The organism is Leptothoe spongobia TAU-MAC 1115 (assembly GCF_018739885.1).
Taxonomy (GTDB): Bacteria; Cyanobacteriota; Cyanobacteriia; order Phormidesmidales; family Phormidesmidaceae; genus Leptothoe; species Leptothoe spongobia.
The window spans coordinates 28,263-45,741 of sequence record NZ_JADOES010000021.1 but is presented as its reverse complement, the minus strand read 5'-3'; the positions used below and the strand labels follow the sequence as shown (position 1 = coordinate 45,741).

Annotated in this window: 13 protein-coding genes; 5 read left to right on the top strand and 8 right to left on the bottom strand. The window is 46.2% G+C overall.

Going from position 1 to position 17,479, the window contains the following annotated elements; genetic code table 11:
* Positions 1–75: 75 nt before the first annotated feature.
* Together cysS and IXB50_RS12025 are read left to right on the top strand one after the other, a co-directional pair.
* Complete coding sequence (gene cysS, locus IXB50_RS12030; RefSeq protein ID WP_215609216.1) at positions 76–1,527, top strand: cysteine--tRNA ligase; 1,452 nt, start codon at positions 76–78, stop codon at positions 1,525–1,527.
* 29 nt (positions 1,528–1,556) lie between these two features.
* Positions 1,557–2,273 carry a TrmH family RNA methyltransferase gene (locus tag IXB50_RS12025; RefSeq protein ID WP_215609215.1) on the top strand — a complete coding sequence of 239 codons (717 nt, stop codon included), beginning with the start codon at positions 1,557–1,559 and terminating at the stop codon, positions 2,271–2,273.
* A gap of 42 nt (positions 2,274–2,315) precedes the next feature.
* Here the strand turns inward: IXB50_RS12025 and rsgA are convergent, their stop codons facing one another.
* The 5 genes from rsgA to grpE form a co-directional block, all read right to left on the bottom strand.
* Complete coding sequence (gene rsgA / locus IXB50_RS12020; protein WP_215609214.1) at positions 2,316–3,434, bottom strand: small ribosomal subunit biogenesis GTPase RsgA; 1,119 nt, start codon at positions 3,432–3,434, stop codon at positions 2,316–2,318.
* On the bottom strand, positions 3,431–3,682 hold the full coding sequence (locus IXB50_RS12015) for a sulfurtransferase TusA family protein (RefSeq protein ID WP_215609213.1): 252 nt from the start codon (positions 3,680–3,682) through the stop codon (positions 3,431–3,433). Before IXB50_RS12015 ends, rsgA begins: the two co-directional genes overlap by 4 nt.
* 20 nt (positions 3,683–3,702) lie before the next feature.
* The gene (gene dnaJ, locus IXB50_RS12010; protein ID WP_215609212.1) at positions 3,703–4,830 is read right to left on the bottom strand and encodes a molecular chaperone DnaJ; all 1,128 of its coding nucleotides are present in this window, start codon (positions 4,828–4,830) and stop codon (positions 3,703–3,705) included.
* A 102-nt stretch (positions 4,831–4,932) separates the two neighbouring features.
* A complete protein-coding gene (gene dnaK, locus IXB50_RS12005; protein WP_215609211.1) occupies positions 4,933–6,945 on the bottom strand; it encodes a molecular chaperone DnaK in 2,013 nt (670 codons plus the stop codon).
* Positions 6,946–7,372: 427 nt separating this feature from the next.
* A complete protein-coding gene (grpE, locus tag IXB50_RS12000; protein ID WP_215609210.1) occupies positions 7,373–8,077 on the bottom strand; it encodes a nucleotide exchange factor GrpE in 705 nt (234 codons plus the stop codon).
* A gap of 458 nt (positions 8,078–8,535) precedes the next feature.
* On the opposite strand from grpE, the gene IXB50_RS11995 reads away from it, so the two are divergent.
* The 3 genes from IXB50_RS11995 (at position 8,536) to IXB50_RS11985 (ending at position 13,173) form a co-directional block, all read left to right on the top strand.
* Positions 8,536–10,545, top strand: a complete 2,010-nt coding sequence (locus IXB50_RS11995; RefSeq protein WP_215609209.1) for a GspE/PulE family protein — start codon at positions 8,536–8,538, stop codon at positions 10,543–10,545.
* A 138-nt stretch (positions 10,546–10,683) separates the two neighbouring features.
* Positions 10,684–11,826, top strand: a complete 1,143-nt coding sequence (locus tag IXB50_RS11990) for a type IV pilus twitching motility protein PilT (protein WP_215609208.1) — start codon at positions 10,684–10,686, stop codon at positions 11,824–11,826.
* Positions 11,827–11,949: 123 nt separating this feature from the next.
* Entirely contained in the window at positions 11,950–13,173 is a 1,224-nt protein-coding gene (locus IXB50_RS11985) for a type II secretion system F family protein (protein WP_215609207.1), read from the top strand.
* Between the two features lie 107 nt (positions 13,174–13,280).
* On the opposite strand, the gene IXB50_RS11980 is transcribed toward IXB50_RS11985, so the two are convergent.
* From IXB50_RS11980 to IXB50_RS11970, 3 genes are all read right to left on the bottom strand, one after another.
* Positions 13,281–15,029, bottom strand: coding sequence for an ABC transporter ATP-binding protein (locus tag IXB50_RS11980; protein ID WP_215609206.1), 1,749 nt, complete (start codon positions 15,027–15,029; stop codon positions 13,281–13,283).
* A 99-nt stretch (positions 15,030–15,128) separates the two neighbouring features.
* Entirely contained in the window at positions 15,129–16,229 is a 1,101-nt protein-coding gene (locus tag IXB50_RS11975; protein ID WP_215609205.1) for a YdcF family protein, read from the bottom strand.
* Between the two features lie 248 nt (positions 16,230–16,477).
* A complete protein-coding gene (locus IXB50_RS11970) occupies positions 16,478–17,443 on the bottom strand; it encodes a DUF1517 domain-containing protein (RefSeq protein WP_215609204.1) in 966 nt (321 codons plus the stop codon).
* Between the last annotated feature and the right edge of the window lie 36 nt (positions 17,444–17,479).

Here is a 17,479-nt window from a genome sequence, read left to right as displayed (position 1 = left end):
TCTGTGTCCCAAAGCGCCTTAACATAAGAAACGATTGGCCAGCGTGCCTCAAGCCGTCAACATATTCTCTTTTCAATGAGCATAGTCGTTTACAATACCCTATCTCGCCGCAAAGAACCGTTTCAGCCATTAGAACCAGGCTCCGTCAAGATTTATTGCTGTGGTGTGACGGTGTACGACTATTGCCATTTGGGCCATGCTCGCTGCTATGTGGTTTGGGATACAGTGCGCCGTTACCTGCAGTGGCGCGGTTACGAGGTGCGCTATGTGCAAAATTTTACCGATATTGACGATAAGATTTTGAATCGTGCTCGTCAAGAAAGCACCACTATGGAGGCGATCTCCCAGCGCTTTATTGAGGCTTACCACGAGGATATGGCGCGGTTAAATATTTTGAAAGCTGATGAATATACCTATGCCACCCACACCATTGATGGTATTAAACGGCTGATTGGGCAGCTAGAGCAGAAGGGCTATGCCTATGCTGCTGGGGGAGATGTGTACTACAAAGTGCGGCAGTTTGACGGCTATGGCAAGCTCTCGGGGCGTAAGTTGGATGATATGCAAGCGGGGGCTAGTGGTCGTGTTGAGGGTGTTGAACCCAAAAAGAAAGATCCGTTTGACTTTGCACTATGGAAGGGGGCCAAGCCTGAAGAGCCTGCTTGGGAATCCCCCTGGGGGCCTGGACGTCCCGGCTGGCATATTGAGTGCTCGGCTATGGTTCGCGATCGCATGGGTGACAGTATCGATATCCACATGGGTGGTGGTGATCTGACGTTTCCTCATCATGAAAATGAAATCGCTCAGTCAGAAGCAGCCACGGGCAAACCTCTATCTCAATACTGGATGCATAATGGCATGGTGAATGTGAATGGTGAAAAGATGTCCAAATCTCTGGGCAATTTCACCACTATTCGTCAATTATTAGATGCTGAAGATGGTCTCCATCCTATGGCGTTACGTCTGTTTCTTTGCCAGGCTCAGTATCGTAAGCCGGTGGATTTTACTAGGGATGCGATCTTATCCGCCACTAAAAGCTGGCAAACGCTGCAAGATGGTTTGCTGTTTGGCAATAATTATGGTCCTCAGTTGCATTGGTCTGGCTCCAGTGCCTGGTCACTAGATCTTGAAAGTGATGCAGTTCAGCGGTTCCAGATTGCTATGGACGATGACTTCAATACTCCTGAAGCCGTCGCTGTGCTGTTTGAATTAGCCAAAGAACTTCGCCGCCAGGGAAACCTTTTAGTCCATGAAGGTAAAACTGATGTGGGTAGTGACAAGCTGCAACAACAGTGGCATAACCTTGTTTGCTTAGCTCAGATACTGGGTATCGAAGCCACGGCCGATAGTGTCACCGTTGCTAACGATGGCCCTGGTGATGATGAAATATCAGGCTTAATTGAGCAAAGATTAGCCGCTAAAAAGGCCAAAGACTTTGCACTGGCTGATAAAATCCGGGATGGCTTAACTGCCCAAGGGATTACGTTGATCGATAAGCCAGGGGGGATAACCGATTGGCATCGGTAACGGTGAGGGTGCGAAAACTAACAGTAGCTATGAGAGAATCAGCAGTCGATCAGATCGCGGCCATGGATTCTGACCAAATCGATGCTCTGATTGACTATCTGGGAAATTGCCTCACATCTGAGCGAAAGGCCAAAATTGAGACGGTTCTGACCCATCGCACACGCTATGTCACGGTGGTTCTAGAAGATATTCACACGAGTCAAAACGCTGGAGCTGTCTTGCGTAACTGCGATATCTTTGGCATTCAAGATGTGCATATTATTGAGCAAACCAGTAACTTTAAGGTGAATCTCAATGTCACCCGAGGCTGCCAAAAGTGGTTAACCATCCATCGCTATAGGAAACAGCGAGGTAATACTCGCGACTGTATTAATGCATTGAGAACTAAAGGCTACTGCATTATCGCAACGACGCCCCATACGAAGGCTTGTGAGCTCCCGGCTTTACCCTTAGACCGTCCTATTGCGATACTGTTTGGTAATGAATTGGATGGTTTGTCATCAATAGCTTTGGATCAAGCCGATCACCATCTGAAAATTCCGATGTATGGCTTTAGCGAGAGCTTTAATATTTCGGTGAGCACGGCTCTGTGTTTGCAGAGTATTTGCGATCGCCTGCGTCAATCTCCCCACACTTGGCAGTTAACCCTAAAGGAACAGAAAGCACTACGCCTCAAGTGGTATCGCGGTTCTTGTAAAAACTTTGAACAATTAGAAGTGGGTTTTTGGAAAACCCTTGGAGTTTAGAAGCTTCACCGTATGTGAATTGCTGCAACCCAATTGCTCAATTCAAAACCCATACTCTTCTAAAACCGCATCATCCAAATCATCAATGGATTTTGCCTCCATGACGTCATAGAAAATGTCTTGTAAATCTTGGTGATGACGGCGGCGGGAGGTGCGACGGTATTTTTTGGCTTCTAGTTTAGGTTCATGATGGACCTGACCATCGCTGCCCATCTTGACTTTTTCCATGGCTTCAGCAGCAGGACGATGTTCTAGTTGCTGTTGGTGCTGTAAAACTTCATCTAGTAATGCTAAATAGTAGTCATAACGCTCCCAAGTACCTCGTATTCCGCAACCAGGCTCATCACGATGCAAGCAATTATTAAACTGACAATGTCCTGGGCGCTGACGAATTTCTGGGAAACATTGCATCAGTGTTTCCACATTGCAGGTAACATCAGGTTGATTAAATCCAGGTGTGTCAGCTAGCAGTCCCCCCGTTGGCAGCTCAAAAAGCTCTACATGGCGGGTAGTGTGACGCCCTCGTCCCAGCTTGCCTGAAACGGTATTAGTTCGGGCATCTACATCGGGTACAAGCCGATTTAAGAGACTGGATTTGCCCACACCTGATGGGCCAGCGACAACGCTAACTCGCCCCCTTAAGGTTTCCAGTAACGCGGTAGGTAGGGCTTTATCGTCCCGCACGCTGATTACCAAAGGTTCGTAGCCCCAATGGAATAAACGGGTTTTCCACTGCTCGATAGCACTTTCAGCTAGCAAATCTCGTTTATTTAGACATAGGGTGACGGGGATGTTTGTGGATTCTGCTTTTACGAGAAAACGGCTCAGTTGGTTCGGTTCTAGGACCGGTTCCGCTAGGGCAAATATTAGTAGAATTTGATCCACATTGGAAATCGGGGGGCGGTCAAGTAGATTTGTACGGGGAGATACGGTTGCGATCGCGCCCCGGCGATCTTGCCAATCCATCTCTTCGACTACTACCTCGTCGCCAACTACCACCTGTTGTCCAAGTTTCTTTAATCTGGCTCGACGAGTGCACAAAAAATATATTGACTGGTGCTTTCCAACAGGAACCCTGACCTGATAATAATTCGCCTGACAGGCAACGACTGTTCCTGTTGCAGATGATGGGTTCAGGTTGGTTGCAGGTGATCCCGTCATACTTTAGGTCGCTGTACTTGCAGTACGAAGTACCCTTCTGAGTTTGATTCTAGGCCCTCAATCAAAAAACCTTCCGCGCGCAAACTATCAGGAACTTGCTCGACAGGTTCACCCGCATCTAACCAAACTTCTAATAGCTCACCTACAGGCATTCGCTGTAGCTTGAGTTTGGTTCGTACAAAATTCAACGGGCAAGGAGTACCACGCAAATCTAAGGTCTCATTCGGTCTATTCAAGACATCCGTCATGCTATGAAGCTTCTCCAGTACTAGCCTTTAAATAAACCACCTAGAAATCCTTCAAGGCCCTTTTTGGAAATTGAGTCACCACGGACCTCAGCTAACTTTGCGAGCAGTTCCCTTTCTTCTGCCTTAATGCGAGTAGGAATATCAACCAAAATAGTTAGTAGATGGTTACCACGGCTAACTGGGTTACCCAGTTTAGGCACCCCACGGTTCTCAAGCGTAAGTACAGTATTCGGTTGAGTTCCCGATGGAACATGTACCTCGATCGGCCCATCCACGGTTTCTACTTCTAGTTCACAGCCTAAAATTGCCTGCAAATAGCTTATCTTCAAGTCTGAAAGGACATTAATTCCATCTCGCTTAAAGCTGCTGTGTTCTTTAACAAACAGGTATACATATAGATCTCCAGGAGGGCCACTACGCATGCCTGCATCCCCTTCATTGGAGACCCTTAGACGAGTTCCATTATCAACACCAGCTGGGATTGTAATTTTTAGCTTTTTAGTTTCCTGCTTGCGGCCAGCGCCACCACAAACTTCACAACGATCCTCTACGACTTCACCTGTTCCACTGCAGGTGGGACAGGCTGATACTTGTGTAAAACTTCCAAACGGTGTCCGCGTTGCGCGACGGACTTGACCAGAGCCACTACATGTAGAACATGTACGAGGGCGAGTACCGGGTTTTGCCCCCGAACCTTTACAGGTCATGCAGTTTTCAAGATGGCTAATTTTAATTTCTTTTTCGCCACCAAAAATAGCTTCAGCAAAATCTAACTTGAGGTCAAGGCGTAAATCGTCCCCACGCATAGGGCCACGACGCTTTGCCTGGGTGGGACCACCTGAAAATCCGCTAAAGAAGCTCTCAAAGATATCAGCGAAACCGCCCATATCCGAAAAGTCCTGAAAGCCTGCTCCACCAGCAGCGGCTCCACCAACACCAGCCTCGCCAAAGCGATCATACCGAGCTCTAATTTCTGGCTCAGATAGTACTTCGTAAGCTCGGTTGATCTCTTTGAACTTATCCTCTGCACCCGGATCCTTATTGACATCAGGGTGGTACTTTCTTGCCAGCCGCCGATAAGCGCGCTTTACCTCATCTTGATCGGCTCCCCGGGAAACACCGAGTACCTCATAGTAATCACGAGCCATAGAGTGCTAGCTTAACAACGACAACTGGAGACCTATCCAACTATTTTACGTAAGCACGGCACATTACTGATTCGCAATTCCCGTACTCCTGCCATTCGGTTACTATTCGATTGCTTCATAATCGGCTGTAATTGTTGCGTCAAAGTCGAACTCTGGATTATCTGCCAGTAAGTCAATAGCATCGGGAGTTGTTGCAGGAGTAGGCTCTTGCTCTACAGATGACTCGGATGAGGCGCTTTCATCAGATGACTCAGATGGCATATCTGGAGTGGTTTCATCCATAGCAATGTCATAACTATCTTCATTAACCTGACGATACATCTCAGCCCCAATGGCAAAAATAACTTGCTGTAATCCATCGAGAGCTTCTTGAAGAGCTTCTGGTGTAATGTCCTTATTGCTGACAGCGGCCCTGAGAGTAGCCTCCGCTTCCTGTCCTTGAGCTTTGCGTTCATCACTGATCCACTCAGCATTTTCACGGATTGTGCTCTCGTAGCTGTAGAAGAGGGTATCGGCCTTATTGGTCATCTCAGCAACCACCTTCCGACGAGCATCATCGTCGGCATAGGCTTCGGCTTCTTCACGCATCTTGTCAATTTCGCTAGAGGTTAGACCTCCTGTATTGGTGATACGAATGCTTTGGGCACGCCCTGTGCCTTTATCTTTAGCCGCTACCTGTAAAATGCCGTCCGCATCAATTTCAAATGACACTTCAATTTGTGGAATACCTCTGGGAGCAGGTGGAATACCGGTCAATTCAAAGCGGCCAAGACTCTTATTGTCCCGTGCCATAGCTCGCTCCCCCTGAAGCGCATGCACTTCTACTGAAGTTTGACCATCCGTTGCTGTTGAAAAGGTTTGTGATTTGCTAGTGGGAATCGTGGTATTGCGCTCAATCACCTTAGTAAATACTTCACCCAAGGTTTCAATGCCAAGAGAGAGGGGCGTTACATCCAGCAACAGCAGATCCTTAACCTCGCCCCCTAGTACACCTGCCTGAATAGAAGCACCTAATGCCACTGCTTCATCTGGATTGACAGAACGATCAGGGGTTTTGCCATTGAAATAGCCAGTTATGGCTTTTTGGACAGCTGGGATCCTGGTAGAACCTCCTACCAATAAAATGCGATCGATATCATCCGGTGTGAGTTCAGCATCTTTAAGGGCCTGTTCAACTGGTTCTAACGTCGCCTCAATTAATGGCTTCGCTAGCTCCTCAAACTTAGTACGAGACACATCAGATTCAAGATGCTTGGGGCCAGTTTCGTCAGCTGCGATAAAGGGCAGGTTGATGGAGGTTGTAGCTCGACTGGATAGCTCAATTTTAGCCTTCTCAGCTGCTTCACGAATACGTTGTAGAGCCATGCGATCAGTAGACAGATCCATGCCTTCTTGCTCTCTGAACGTATCTAATAGAGCTGTGACAATGCTGTTATCAAAGTCATCACCACCCAGGTGGTTATTACCAGATGTCGCCTTAACCTCAAAAACACCGTCTCCAAGCTGCAGGATGGAAACATCAAATGTACCTCCACCCAGGTCAAACACTAGGACGGTCTGATCTTGGTCTAGCTTGTCCATCCCATAGGATAGTGCTGCTGCTGTTGGCTCATTAATGATACGTAACACTTCCAGACCGGCAATTTTGCCAGCATCTTTTGTTGCCTGACGTTGGGCATCAGTAAAATAAGCGGGTACTGTAATGACAGCCTGAGTGACTTCTTCTCCAAGATAGGCTTCAGCATCCTGTTTCAACTTCTGTAGTGTCATAGCAGACACTTCTTGAGGGGTGTAAGCCTTACCACGAATTAATACATCAACTGTGTCATCCTTGCCTCGAACACAGGTATAAGGAACTCGTGAACGCTCACTCACTGTATCCTCCCAGCGACGACCGATGAATCGTTTGATGCTGTAAACCGTATTTTCTGCATTGGTAACAGCCTGACGCTTAGCCAATTGGCCAACCAATCGCTCACCATTTTTGGCAAACCCAACAATGCTTGGCATTGTTCGTCCACCTTCAGTGTTGGTAATAACCTCAGGCTTGCCCCCTTCTAGAACCGCAACACAGCTATTCGTCGTTCCTAAATCAATGCCAATAACTTTTCCCATCTGAGAGCCTACTCACTCTAGAGAACCACATTTACTTTTAAATACATAGATACCCACATAGTGAATACGCGACACTAGCCCGAATAGTAGTTATCTATAATCTCTTAAAAAAATTAAGAGTCGACTAGTTGCTGCTGAGGGATGACCTCATTACAAGCAGGCATTAACTATATGGATAAACTGATAAAGAAGCTTGAGTAAAAATTGCTATACAGTTACACCCAGGCCCTAAACATACCGATTTACAGCAGTTGCGATCAGCAACTTAAAAGAAGGTATGTAAGTAGCCCTCTCATATAGATACAATACCCAAAACTATAAGTTCTAACAAAACATATCGATATTCAAGAAAGCTTCATAACTGAGCTAGCTTCATGCCAGCTCAGTTCTTGATATTTCACGTTTTGAGTATTCATGAAGGTCAATACTATTCCTCCAGGGGAGTCGCAACCTTGACCATGGCATGACGTAGGACACGCTCACCTAAAACATAACCTCTAACCAGTTCCTCAATTACGGTACCGTCAGCATGTGCGTCAGTTGGTTCACGCATAACGGCTTCATGCAAATTAGGATCAAATTCCTTTCCTTCTGCTCGCATAGGAGCAACACCAACCCGTTTGAGACCTTCAACTAACTGCTTATAAACGCTTTGATAGCTTTTATGAACAGCCATTTCACCATCATTTTGAGGCTTGATTTGAGCACGAGCACGTTCAAAGTTATCAACTACCTCTAGCAAATTGCTAATAGTACTGCATTTAATCTGAAGTTCAAGCTCTTCCTTCTCACGACTTGTGCGCTTACGAAAATTTTCGAAATCAGCCGTAAGCCTCAGATATTGACTATTTCTATCTTCTAACTGAGATTTCAGTTGTGCGATTTGCGCTTGTAACTCCGCAATAGCCGGGACATTGTCCTCAGTGATTTCTGTAGCGCTAGCATCATTGGCATTGCTATCCTCTACATCACCAGAATTGCTTTCAGAAAACTCATTCTCAAAATCAATTTCAATGTCAGCATCTTCAAGCTTTAGCTCTTCAATATTTGCCTCTGCTTCACTGACTGTGTCAGCAGCTTTATCATCTTCTTCAATGGAATGATTTTCTATCGGATTAACGTCCTCTACCATCTTTTAACCTCATCAATAACAGAACACAGGGTGATACTTGCCTAGACGCTGATATTTTAAGCGAGTTGCTCCATACTAAGGACCCATTGGTCTAAATGGTCTAGACGGAAAAAATCAATTTTCGGATCACAAAGCATTTCACTAACCTGGTCTGTAACATTTAATTTAATTACCTTAGCGGTATCACAATAGTGCATTTTGCAACGTAATGACTATATAAAATAAGTCGTGATCCGCATAGAATTTTTATCCTCATGATTGCTTTCAATAAGCAATAGCCTTTAATGCGGCTAGCTGGATGCTAAGGTTCAAGCTATTATCGGTGAATGGTGCGGTATCATGCGATATACTGTGCCGTTTTCATTTCCCTTGAGCTATGGGGCTGAGATACTCCCCTTTAGCTGTCTACAGAAAAGTGTTTTGTGGGCAACCTTCTGTAAGGATTTTCTGCGGCGACTATGACCAACTCCTCATCATCTCGGAAAGCGCTTGTTCTACAAAGAAGCTTTTCGCCATTCAGTAATCAGCTTATTCAGGCAGGGTATGTCGACACAGACCAAATGCAGCAGGCGTTGGTTGAAAGTCGAAAGTCGGGTCGCTCCTTAACCGATGTTTTAGAGTCACTGACAGGCCAGCAGTTAAGCCCAGAGCTTTTACGTCAGTATAAGAAACAGCAGCTATTTGAGCTAAAAATCCTTTACGGAGTTGAGTCATTAGATCCTGAGATTGAGAGTGTCTCTGATACGAAAGTTGGCAATCTGATTGATGACCTAATTCCGGTAGATATATGTCGTCGCCATCGTTTGTTGCCGTTGTCTCAAACTACTCAAGATGGATCTTCCACCGTGTTAGTGGCAATGGTGGATCCAGAAAACTTGGAGGCACAAGATGACCTTAACCGCATTTTGCGACCGAAAAACCTGAAGTTACGTCGCATGGTTATTACCGTTGAAGACTATCAACGGATGATCTCGGCCTATTTAGATGATCAGGTTGCCAAGGAAAAACAGCGAGATTTTGAGCAAGCCGTTGATGTTAACGCGAATCTAGAGGACTTAGATCTTGACGGTGCTGATCTTGAGGAAGCGATTGATGAAGAAGCTGATTTAGGAGCAGCGGTTCAAGATGCAGGGGCAGCTCCTGTCATTGCGTTAGTCAATAAGATATTGGTTAAGGCTCTCCAAGAAGGAGCTTCCGATATTCATGTTGAACCTCAAGAGGAATTTTTACGCATCAGATTTCGGCGTGATGGTGTTTTACGTCAGGCTTTCCAGCGGCTGCCCAAGAAAATTATTCCAGCTGTAACAGCGCGTTTGAAGATTATTTCTGATCTAGATATTGCTGAGCGCCGAATTCCTCAAGACGGAAGAATTCGCAGGGTTTTTCAAGGACGTAAAGTTGACTTTCGAGTAAGTACCATTCCCAGTCGCTATGGTGAAAAAGTAGTTTTACGTATTTTAGATAATACGAATACACAACTGGGGTTGGATAAACTCATCACGGATGATGAAACCCTCAACATCGTTCGGGATATGACCAGTTCTCCCTATGGTTTGATATTGGTTACAGGACCCACCGGCTCGGGTAAAACGACTACTTTATATTCAGTCCTGGCGGAACGTAACGATCCGAATATTAATATCAGTACTGCAGAAGACCCAATTGAGTATGCCTTGCCTGGTATTACTCAAGTACAAGTCATTCGTGAGAAGGGAATTGACTTTCCGCTACTTTTACGCGCATTTCTGCGACAAGACCCTGACGTGATTTTGGTGGGTGAGACCCGCGATACTGAAACGGCTAAAACTGCTATTGAGGCGGCGCTGACTGGTCATCTGGTTTTGACTACATTACACACTAATGACGCGGCGGGCGCTATTTCTCGTTTGAGTGAAATGGAGGTGGAGGCTTTTCAGGTTTCTAGTTCATTAGTGGGTGTACTAGCCCAGCGTCTAGTTCGAAAAGTTTGTAGTGATTGTCGTATTGCCTATACCCCCACTAGCGAGGAATTGGGACGCTTTGGTCTGAGTTCTTCTGGGGGTGATATTACTTTTTATAGAGCCAATACGATCTCACCTGATCAAGTTGATCCTGCGCAAGGTGCTAGTGAACTTTGTGAAACTTGTCAGGGCGCAGGTTATAAAGGCCGGGTCGGTGTGTATGAAGTAATGCGTATTACTGAGGGGCTGCAGAAAATGATTTCCGATGGGGCTCCTGCAGAACATATCAAAGAAGCTGCTGTCGAAGAAGGGATGCAAACCTTACTGTCTTATAGCCTTAAATTAGTTGAGCAAGGCTATACAACTTTAGAAGAGGTAGAACGGGTAACCTTTACCGATACTGGCTTAGAAGCAGAGCTTAAAGCGCGGCGGAAAACGATTTTGAGTTGTGCTACCTGCAGTGCAGAGCTTCATCATGAATGGTTGGATTGTCCCTACTGTCTAACGCCTCGTTTCCCAAGTAATTAGTTGCATTGGGTGATGTATGTAATTCCAGGTGTCAAGGTGGGTAAACTCATCTCCATTACTGGATTCTAGGTCTCTTTAAACACCAATGTTCATTTCTCGCTCATAACGTTTTTATCTATATCTACCTGAGGTGGCTCCATGGAAATGATGATCGAAGACTTAATGGAAGAAGTGGTTGAGCGTGGAGGGTCTGATCTTCACCTTTCAGCGGGATTACCGCCTTACATCCGAGTCAGTGGCCATCTTACTCCCACTGAGCACCCACCTATGACGCCTGAGCAGTGTCAGCGGTTGATTTTTAGTATGCTCAACAATACTCAGCGGAAAAACCTAGAGCAAAATTGGGAATTGGATTGCTCTTATGGTGTAAAAGGACTCGCCCGCTTTCGTGTCAATGTCTATAAGGATAGAGGCACATATGCTGCCTGTCTGCGTGCCTTGAGTTCCAAGATTCCCAGCGCTGAACTATTGGGCCTCCCTGAAATTGTGAAGGAACTTGCTCGTCAGCCTCGAGGCCTAATTTTGGTGACTGGACCGACTGGCTCTGGTAAGTCAACTACATTGGCTTCTATGATTAATGACATCAACCACACGAGAGCTGAGCATATTCTGACGGTTGAAGATCCTATCGAATTTGTATATGAGCCAATCAAAAGTTTAATTCATCAGCGGCAGATTGGAGAAGATACCAAAAGTTTCTCTAACGCTCTTAGAGCGGCACTTCGAGAAGATCCTGATGTGATTCTGGTGGGGGAGATGCGAGATTTGGAAACCATATCCCTCGCTATTTCTGCTGCGGAAACCGGTCACCTTGTCTTTGGTACTTTGCATACGAGTTCTGCAGCTCAGACCGTCGACCGAATGATCGATGTTTTTCCGCCTGAGCAGCAGCAGCAGGTAAGGGTACAGCTTTCTAACTCTTTGGTTGCAGTGTTAAGTCAAACCCTTGTTCCTAAGGCCAATCCTAAGCCTGGAGAGTTTGGGCGTGTTATGGCTCAGGAGATTATGGTGGTAACACCGGCAATTTCGAACCTTATTCGAGAAGGTAAGACGGCTCAGATTTATGGTGCTATTCAGACAGGCGCTAAGTTAGGGATGAAAACCTTGGAGATGGTTTTAGCTGACTTGCACCAGGCTGGCACAATTAGTTTTGAGCAAGCGATGGGCAAATCGTCTCGAGCAGATGAACTTCAGCGTTTGATCAATGCTGGTGGTACAGGCTCTGCTATGGGTAAAAGCCAGGCGCAGCGTGGGCGTCCGGCTACCGGCGCACGTCGTTAAATAGAGTGGCGTTTTTAAAATTACTCTTGTCTAATTACATTTGGGGGGTTGCCTAAAAAATAGGCGACACTGTATAAAGCCTTCAATGACTGCTAAGCATAAAATTTTGCAGAGGTAAAACCCATGCCTACTTACGTTGCCACAGGGCGAGATACCACGGGTCGTACTCGACGAGAAAAGATCGTTGCGGCCTCACCGGGTGAAGCTCGGACAATGATGAAGGAGCGTGGTGTTTTTATTCAAAGTATCAAACAAGATCGTGCACTGAGTTTTAATTTGGAGGATATTAAAACCTCTTTAGTTCAGGTTTCTGTTAAGGATAAGGCCGTTTTCTCACGACAGTTTGCTGCTTTGGTCAATGCAGGTGTTGGTTTGGTTAGAGGGATTGGGATCTTAGGTGAGCAATGTCCTAATCCAAAATTGAAGAAGGCACTGCTAGAAATTAATGCTGATGTGCAGCAGGGTAATAACCTTTCTGATTCGATGCGAAAGCATCCAGCAAGTTTTGATTTGCTGTATGTGAGTATGGTTCAGGCTGGTGAAGTAGGTGGTGTATTAGATGAAGTTTTGAATCGTCTGGCTAAGCTCTTAGAAGATCTTAATCGCTTGCAGAACCAGATTAAGTCTGCCATGGCTTATCCCGTAACAGTTGCTGTTTTGGCTGTTACGATTTTTATTGGGATGACAGTATTTTTGCTGCCCATTTTTGAAAATATCTTCACTGAATTAGGGGCTCAATTACCGGCCTTTACTCGGTTTATGATTAGCATTAGCCGTTTTTTGCGTAATCCTGTGATGGTCTTAATCACAGTTGTCGTATTGATTGTGGCAGGTATTGCCTATCGGCAATATTACAAAACGCGTGCTGGTCGTGAAACAATTGATCGTCTTTTCTTGAAGCTACCTCTGTTTGGTGATTTGGTTCAAAAAACAGCGACAGCTAGATTTTGCCGTACGTTTGGTTCTCTTTCTCGTTCTGGTGTTCCGATTTTGACGGCATTAGAGATTGTGCGAGATACATCGGGTAACCAAGTAATTGCGAATGCAATTGAGGAAGCGCGGGCTGAGATTCAGACTGGGGGCATGATTAGTTTGGCGTTACAAAAGCACCAAGTTTTTCCAACTATGGCCGTTCAGATGATCAGTATCGGTGAGGAAACGGGGGAGTTGGATCAGATGCTCATGAAGGTTGCTGATTTCTATGAGGATGAGGTGGAGCAGGCGGTTAAAGCTTTGACAAGCATTATGGAACCCATCATGATCGTTTTGCTAGGTGGTATGGTGGGCTCAATTCTAGTGGCGATGTATTTACCAATCTTTGCAATTCCAGATGCTATTGGTGGTTAGGGTCCAGTTCGTTAGAGTAGTGTTAATGATTACAACCAATAAGAGCGTGTAGCAATCGATGATTACTGCGCGCTCTTATTGATTGGATTACTGTTGAGGCATGACGATTATTGCAGAACTTCCTTGAGTTTGTGCTGATTCCACAGTTGCTGATATAGGCCAGGATGAGTGACTAGGCTGTCATGGTTGCCTGTTTGTACAATGTGGCCTTGATCCATGACGATGATGCGATCGCAATTTGCGGCTGCCGACATTTGATGGGTAATAAAAATCACCGTTTTACGCTGAGTTCCGTAGGACAGGTTATCCAAAATTTGAGTGGCTGTTTGGTTATCCACACTAGACAGTGCATCATCTAGAACCAGGATAGGCGCATCAATCAGTAATGCTCGACCTAAGGCTGTGCGCTGTCGTTGGCCTCCAGAGAGCGTTATGCCCCGTTCACCCACCACGGTGTCATATTGGTTGGGAAAGTTTAAGATCTCACTCTGAATCTGGGCCAATTTAGCTGCCTGTTCAATCTCAGGCATTTCAGCTAAAGGGACTCCGTAGCGTAGATTGTTTTTTACTTTGGTACTAAATAAGAAACTATCTTGAGGGACAAATGCGATGGCTCGACGCAGATCCGGTAGCATTACCTGGGTGACATCATGGTCATCAATAAATAGTTGACCCTGAGGAATTTCTAGAATCCTAGGTAATGCTTTAGCCAGGGTGGATTTCCCTGAGCCAATCGGACCGACCAGTGCGACGGTCTCTCCGGGCTCGATGATAAAGGAAATATCGTGAATAGCTGGCGTGTCAGTATCAGGGTATTGATATGTCAGCCCTTTAGCTTGTAGTCGTCCTCTTACCTGGGTGACGGGTAAAGATAAGGCAGTTGCTGCGGTGGCCACTTTAGGTTGCGCTGCAAAAATTGCCTCAATACGATCAACGCTCACCTCTCCCCGCTGATAGGACGTAATGGTGAACCCTAGTAACGCCGTAGGAAAAACTAAGTTGTTGACATAGAGCAGGAGAGTGACAAAATCACCAACTGTCAATGTCCCAGTTGCAATGTTACGAGCCCCTAATGCCAAAATAATCGCTAAGCTAAGGCTAGCTAAACCACCTAATAGTGGAAACAATGTATTGCGGGTGCGAGCAAGGGCGAGGTTTGCCTTCAAGAGTTCATCATTGCGTTTAGAAAAAGCCTGTTGCTCGTTAGTTTCTTGAGCATAAATTTTGATCAGTCCAACACCACTCATGTCTTCCTGAATCAATGTACTCAAGTCAGACAGAGATTGTTGAACGTCTAGTTGTTCTTGTCTAAGGCGATTACTAAAGGTGCCTACTAGTAGCATCATGACTGGATAAATAGCCAAGGCTACTAATGTTAACCGGATGCTGATTCTCAGCATGGCAGGCACGGTCAGGCAATAAGCAAAGAATATATTGGCCAAACTCAGCACCGCAAAACCGAGCAGTCGGCGAATATTATCCACATCACTGGTGGCGCGGTTAATGAGATCGCCAATGGTATTTTCTGCGAAGTAAGCGGGTTCTAATGATAGTAGATGCTCAAAAATTCGCTGCTTGAGGTCGAACTCAACCTTGCGGCCCACTCCAAAAATCAAGACTCGTGAGGCCATGCGAATGGCCCACATCACGGTTGCCAGTGCCAAAATCAACACCACATACCGTAGGATTATTCCTTGGTTAAAGGTGATTTTGAGGCGCTCAACCACATCACCGATGATCAGGGGAATCCAAACGCTGAGGATATTGACCAACAGTAATATCCCAATCCCAAAGATGACTTGTCGTCTATGAGGTTTAAGATAACTAGTCAGATATTGCAGCCTAGACTTTGCCATAGAAGTGCTCGAAACGTGTTTGCAGCATTGCTGCTCCACTATCCTAGTACTCCATAGACAAGCTTGCTTGCCCATTAAGATGGGCTGGAATGAGGGAAATTAAAGCTCGATGTTGGAATCCCAACCAAAATCGAAATTAGGTAGCCAACCCCGTAAGAAGTAATAGGTGGAGGTGAGCACTTCATCCCAATATCGTGATGTCAGCTGTAGGGCATCGACATTGGGGATGATATCGGGGAGACGAGAAAACGTATCACCTCCAGACCAAGGGTTGATCGAGTAAAAATCGGTGGGCTTGGCGATCACCTGCATGCCCATGTTTTCAAAGGTCAAGGCTGATCTTGTCATGGTCATCGCTGGAGCTACGATCATAACGCGTGCATCGGTCCGTTCCTCTCGATTTTCTCGGGCTCTCAGCACCTGTCGATCTCGTAGAAATTTATCTACGTTATTGGCAGTGCCCTGGACGTTTAGACCGGTCCCTTCTAAGTGAATATTACGGGCAGGTACACCGTTATCAAGGAGAACGGCTCTAATATTTTGTCGTTTGACTTCACTGGCCTCACTATCTCCGCCTGGATCAGCTGTAACAATTACGAATGGATCGGCTCCCGATTGACGAACTTGATTGTAAAGCTGGGCTGAGTAGATCAAGCGAGGGACTAAAGTAGAGTTATAAGCTTGGTCAGTAGCATTTTGGAAGGCCACTGCTTCTTTGGAACTGCCTGCATCATCCCCAAAGACAACGATAGCGCCTGTTCGATTGATCCGTGCTCCTTCTGCTTGGACGTCGACTGGGCATACATCCGTACACTGGGCTGCCCGCGTAGTAAATGCCTTTTGTACTTCTGATTCAGAGTGACGCACGATGGATCGACTAACGATGGGGAGGCTGGTGAATAATAAAATAGCTAATGCTGCTGCTACCTGCTGACCTTTGACTTTTTTGACTCCCTCACTAATGGCTGACCCCAGCAATAAGATTGTTGCTCCCAGGGGAGTTAGCGGCAGTGAAATCAGTCGCCAAATCGTCCCAATAGTTTCGTCATTGGGATCTGCAAATGAAGCAATGATCAGCGTTAGGACAATGACCCCGCCAAACCAAGTGAGGTACTTTTGCGGAATGATTTTGGTCAGAATGTACCAAACCAGGAGACCAATAGTGGCCCAAAGTAAAACACGGGTAAGCAGAACAAGCATGGGGACTTTTTAGAAAACAGGCGCGGGATTGTTCAAGAGTTAAGCACATAAGCTCGATTTCGGCTACAGGGTGAGTGCCTTAAGCCGGAACCAATATACCCGGATCTGTACGTAGATGGGCTCAAAACTGTAAAAACATTTGACAAACCAGCATTAGATGAGTGTATTACGACAAAAACGGGAGCCCTCAGTGGGCTCCCGTGGGAGTAGTTGGTAGTTTTTTACGAAATATGGGTGATTACAGACAACTACACCAGTTTTAGGTTTGGATATTGGGCAATTACTTCATCACTAGTAAGGGTTTCGCCGCTTGCTTGAGGAGTCCATAGAACTTCAACAGCCATAAGCTGAGCACTTGGGATTGCACCGATTTGATTTAAGGCTTTGTGTACGTCTTGCTCAGAATTGACGTTAGGGAGAGTCAACTTTCCTTGGGTGGCAACGATGACGGTGGCAATGATGTATTCCCCGGATGGCTGTATCCCATCAGCATTAGGTAGAGCTGCCGAATTATTACCTGAGAGTTGATTGTTGACATTGGACAAGGATTCGCGGCTAAACTTGCTGCGTTCCATCAGCGTGAGGCGGTTGAACTCTGCCTCAGCCGATGTCAGTTTGGTTGTAATGGTATCAGTGTCAGCGTAGGCCCAATATTCAGGGTGGCGTAGCAGGGAGAGGGTGCTTTCTTGTAAGACCTTTGTCAGACCGGCTGACGAACTGGTGTCTGCGGATTGAGCTAAGCGGTTCAGATCCTTCTGTAGATGCAGTGCTTTAGCCAGGAGTCCAATCTGCAGCCGAGCTACAGCTACATTAGGGTTTGGTGTGTAGGTTTCTCCGTCTTCTCCAAAGCCTGCGGAGCGGAAGCTGCGCATTAGGAAGGATGCGATCGCAAAAAATATCAGCAAGCTAAACAACCCGCCACCACCGAATCCAAATAGCGGCATGATAAACGGAAAACCAAATCCGAAGCCACCGCCAGGATAATAGCCGCCACCGGAAGGCCCCCGATAGCTACGTGGTGATGAATAAGTCCGGCCATAAGAAGGTCTGCTAGGGGCTCTGAAACTACCGCCCCCAATGCGTCCGCCCGCCCTAGCGGCTAACGCGCCATCGGCTTGGGAAAAGACTAGGACTAATGCCAGAGCAGACACCAGCAATGACTTGAGTAAGGGACGTAGCCAAGACTTAAATCGAGGTAGTTTAAATCGACTCATGATGCAGAAAAACACTGATATTTCGCAACTGAACTG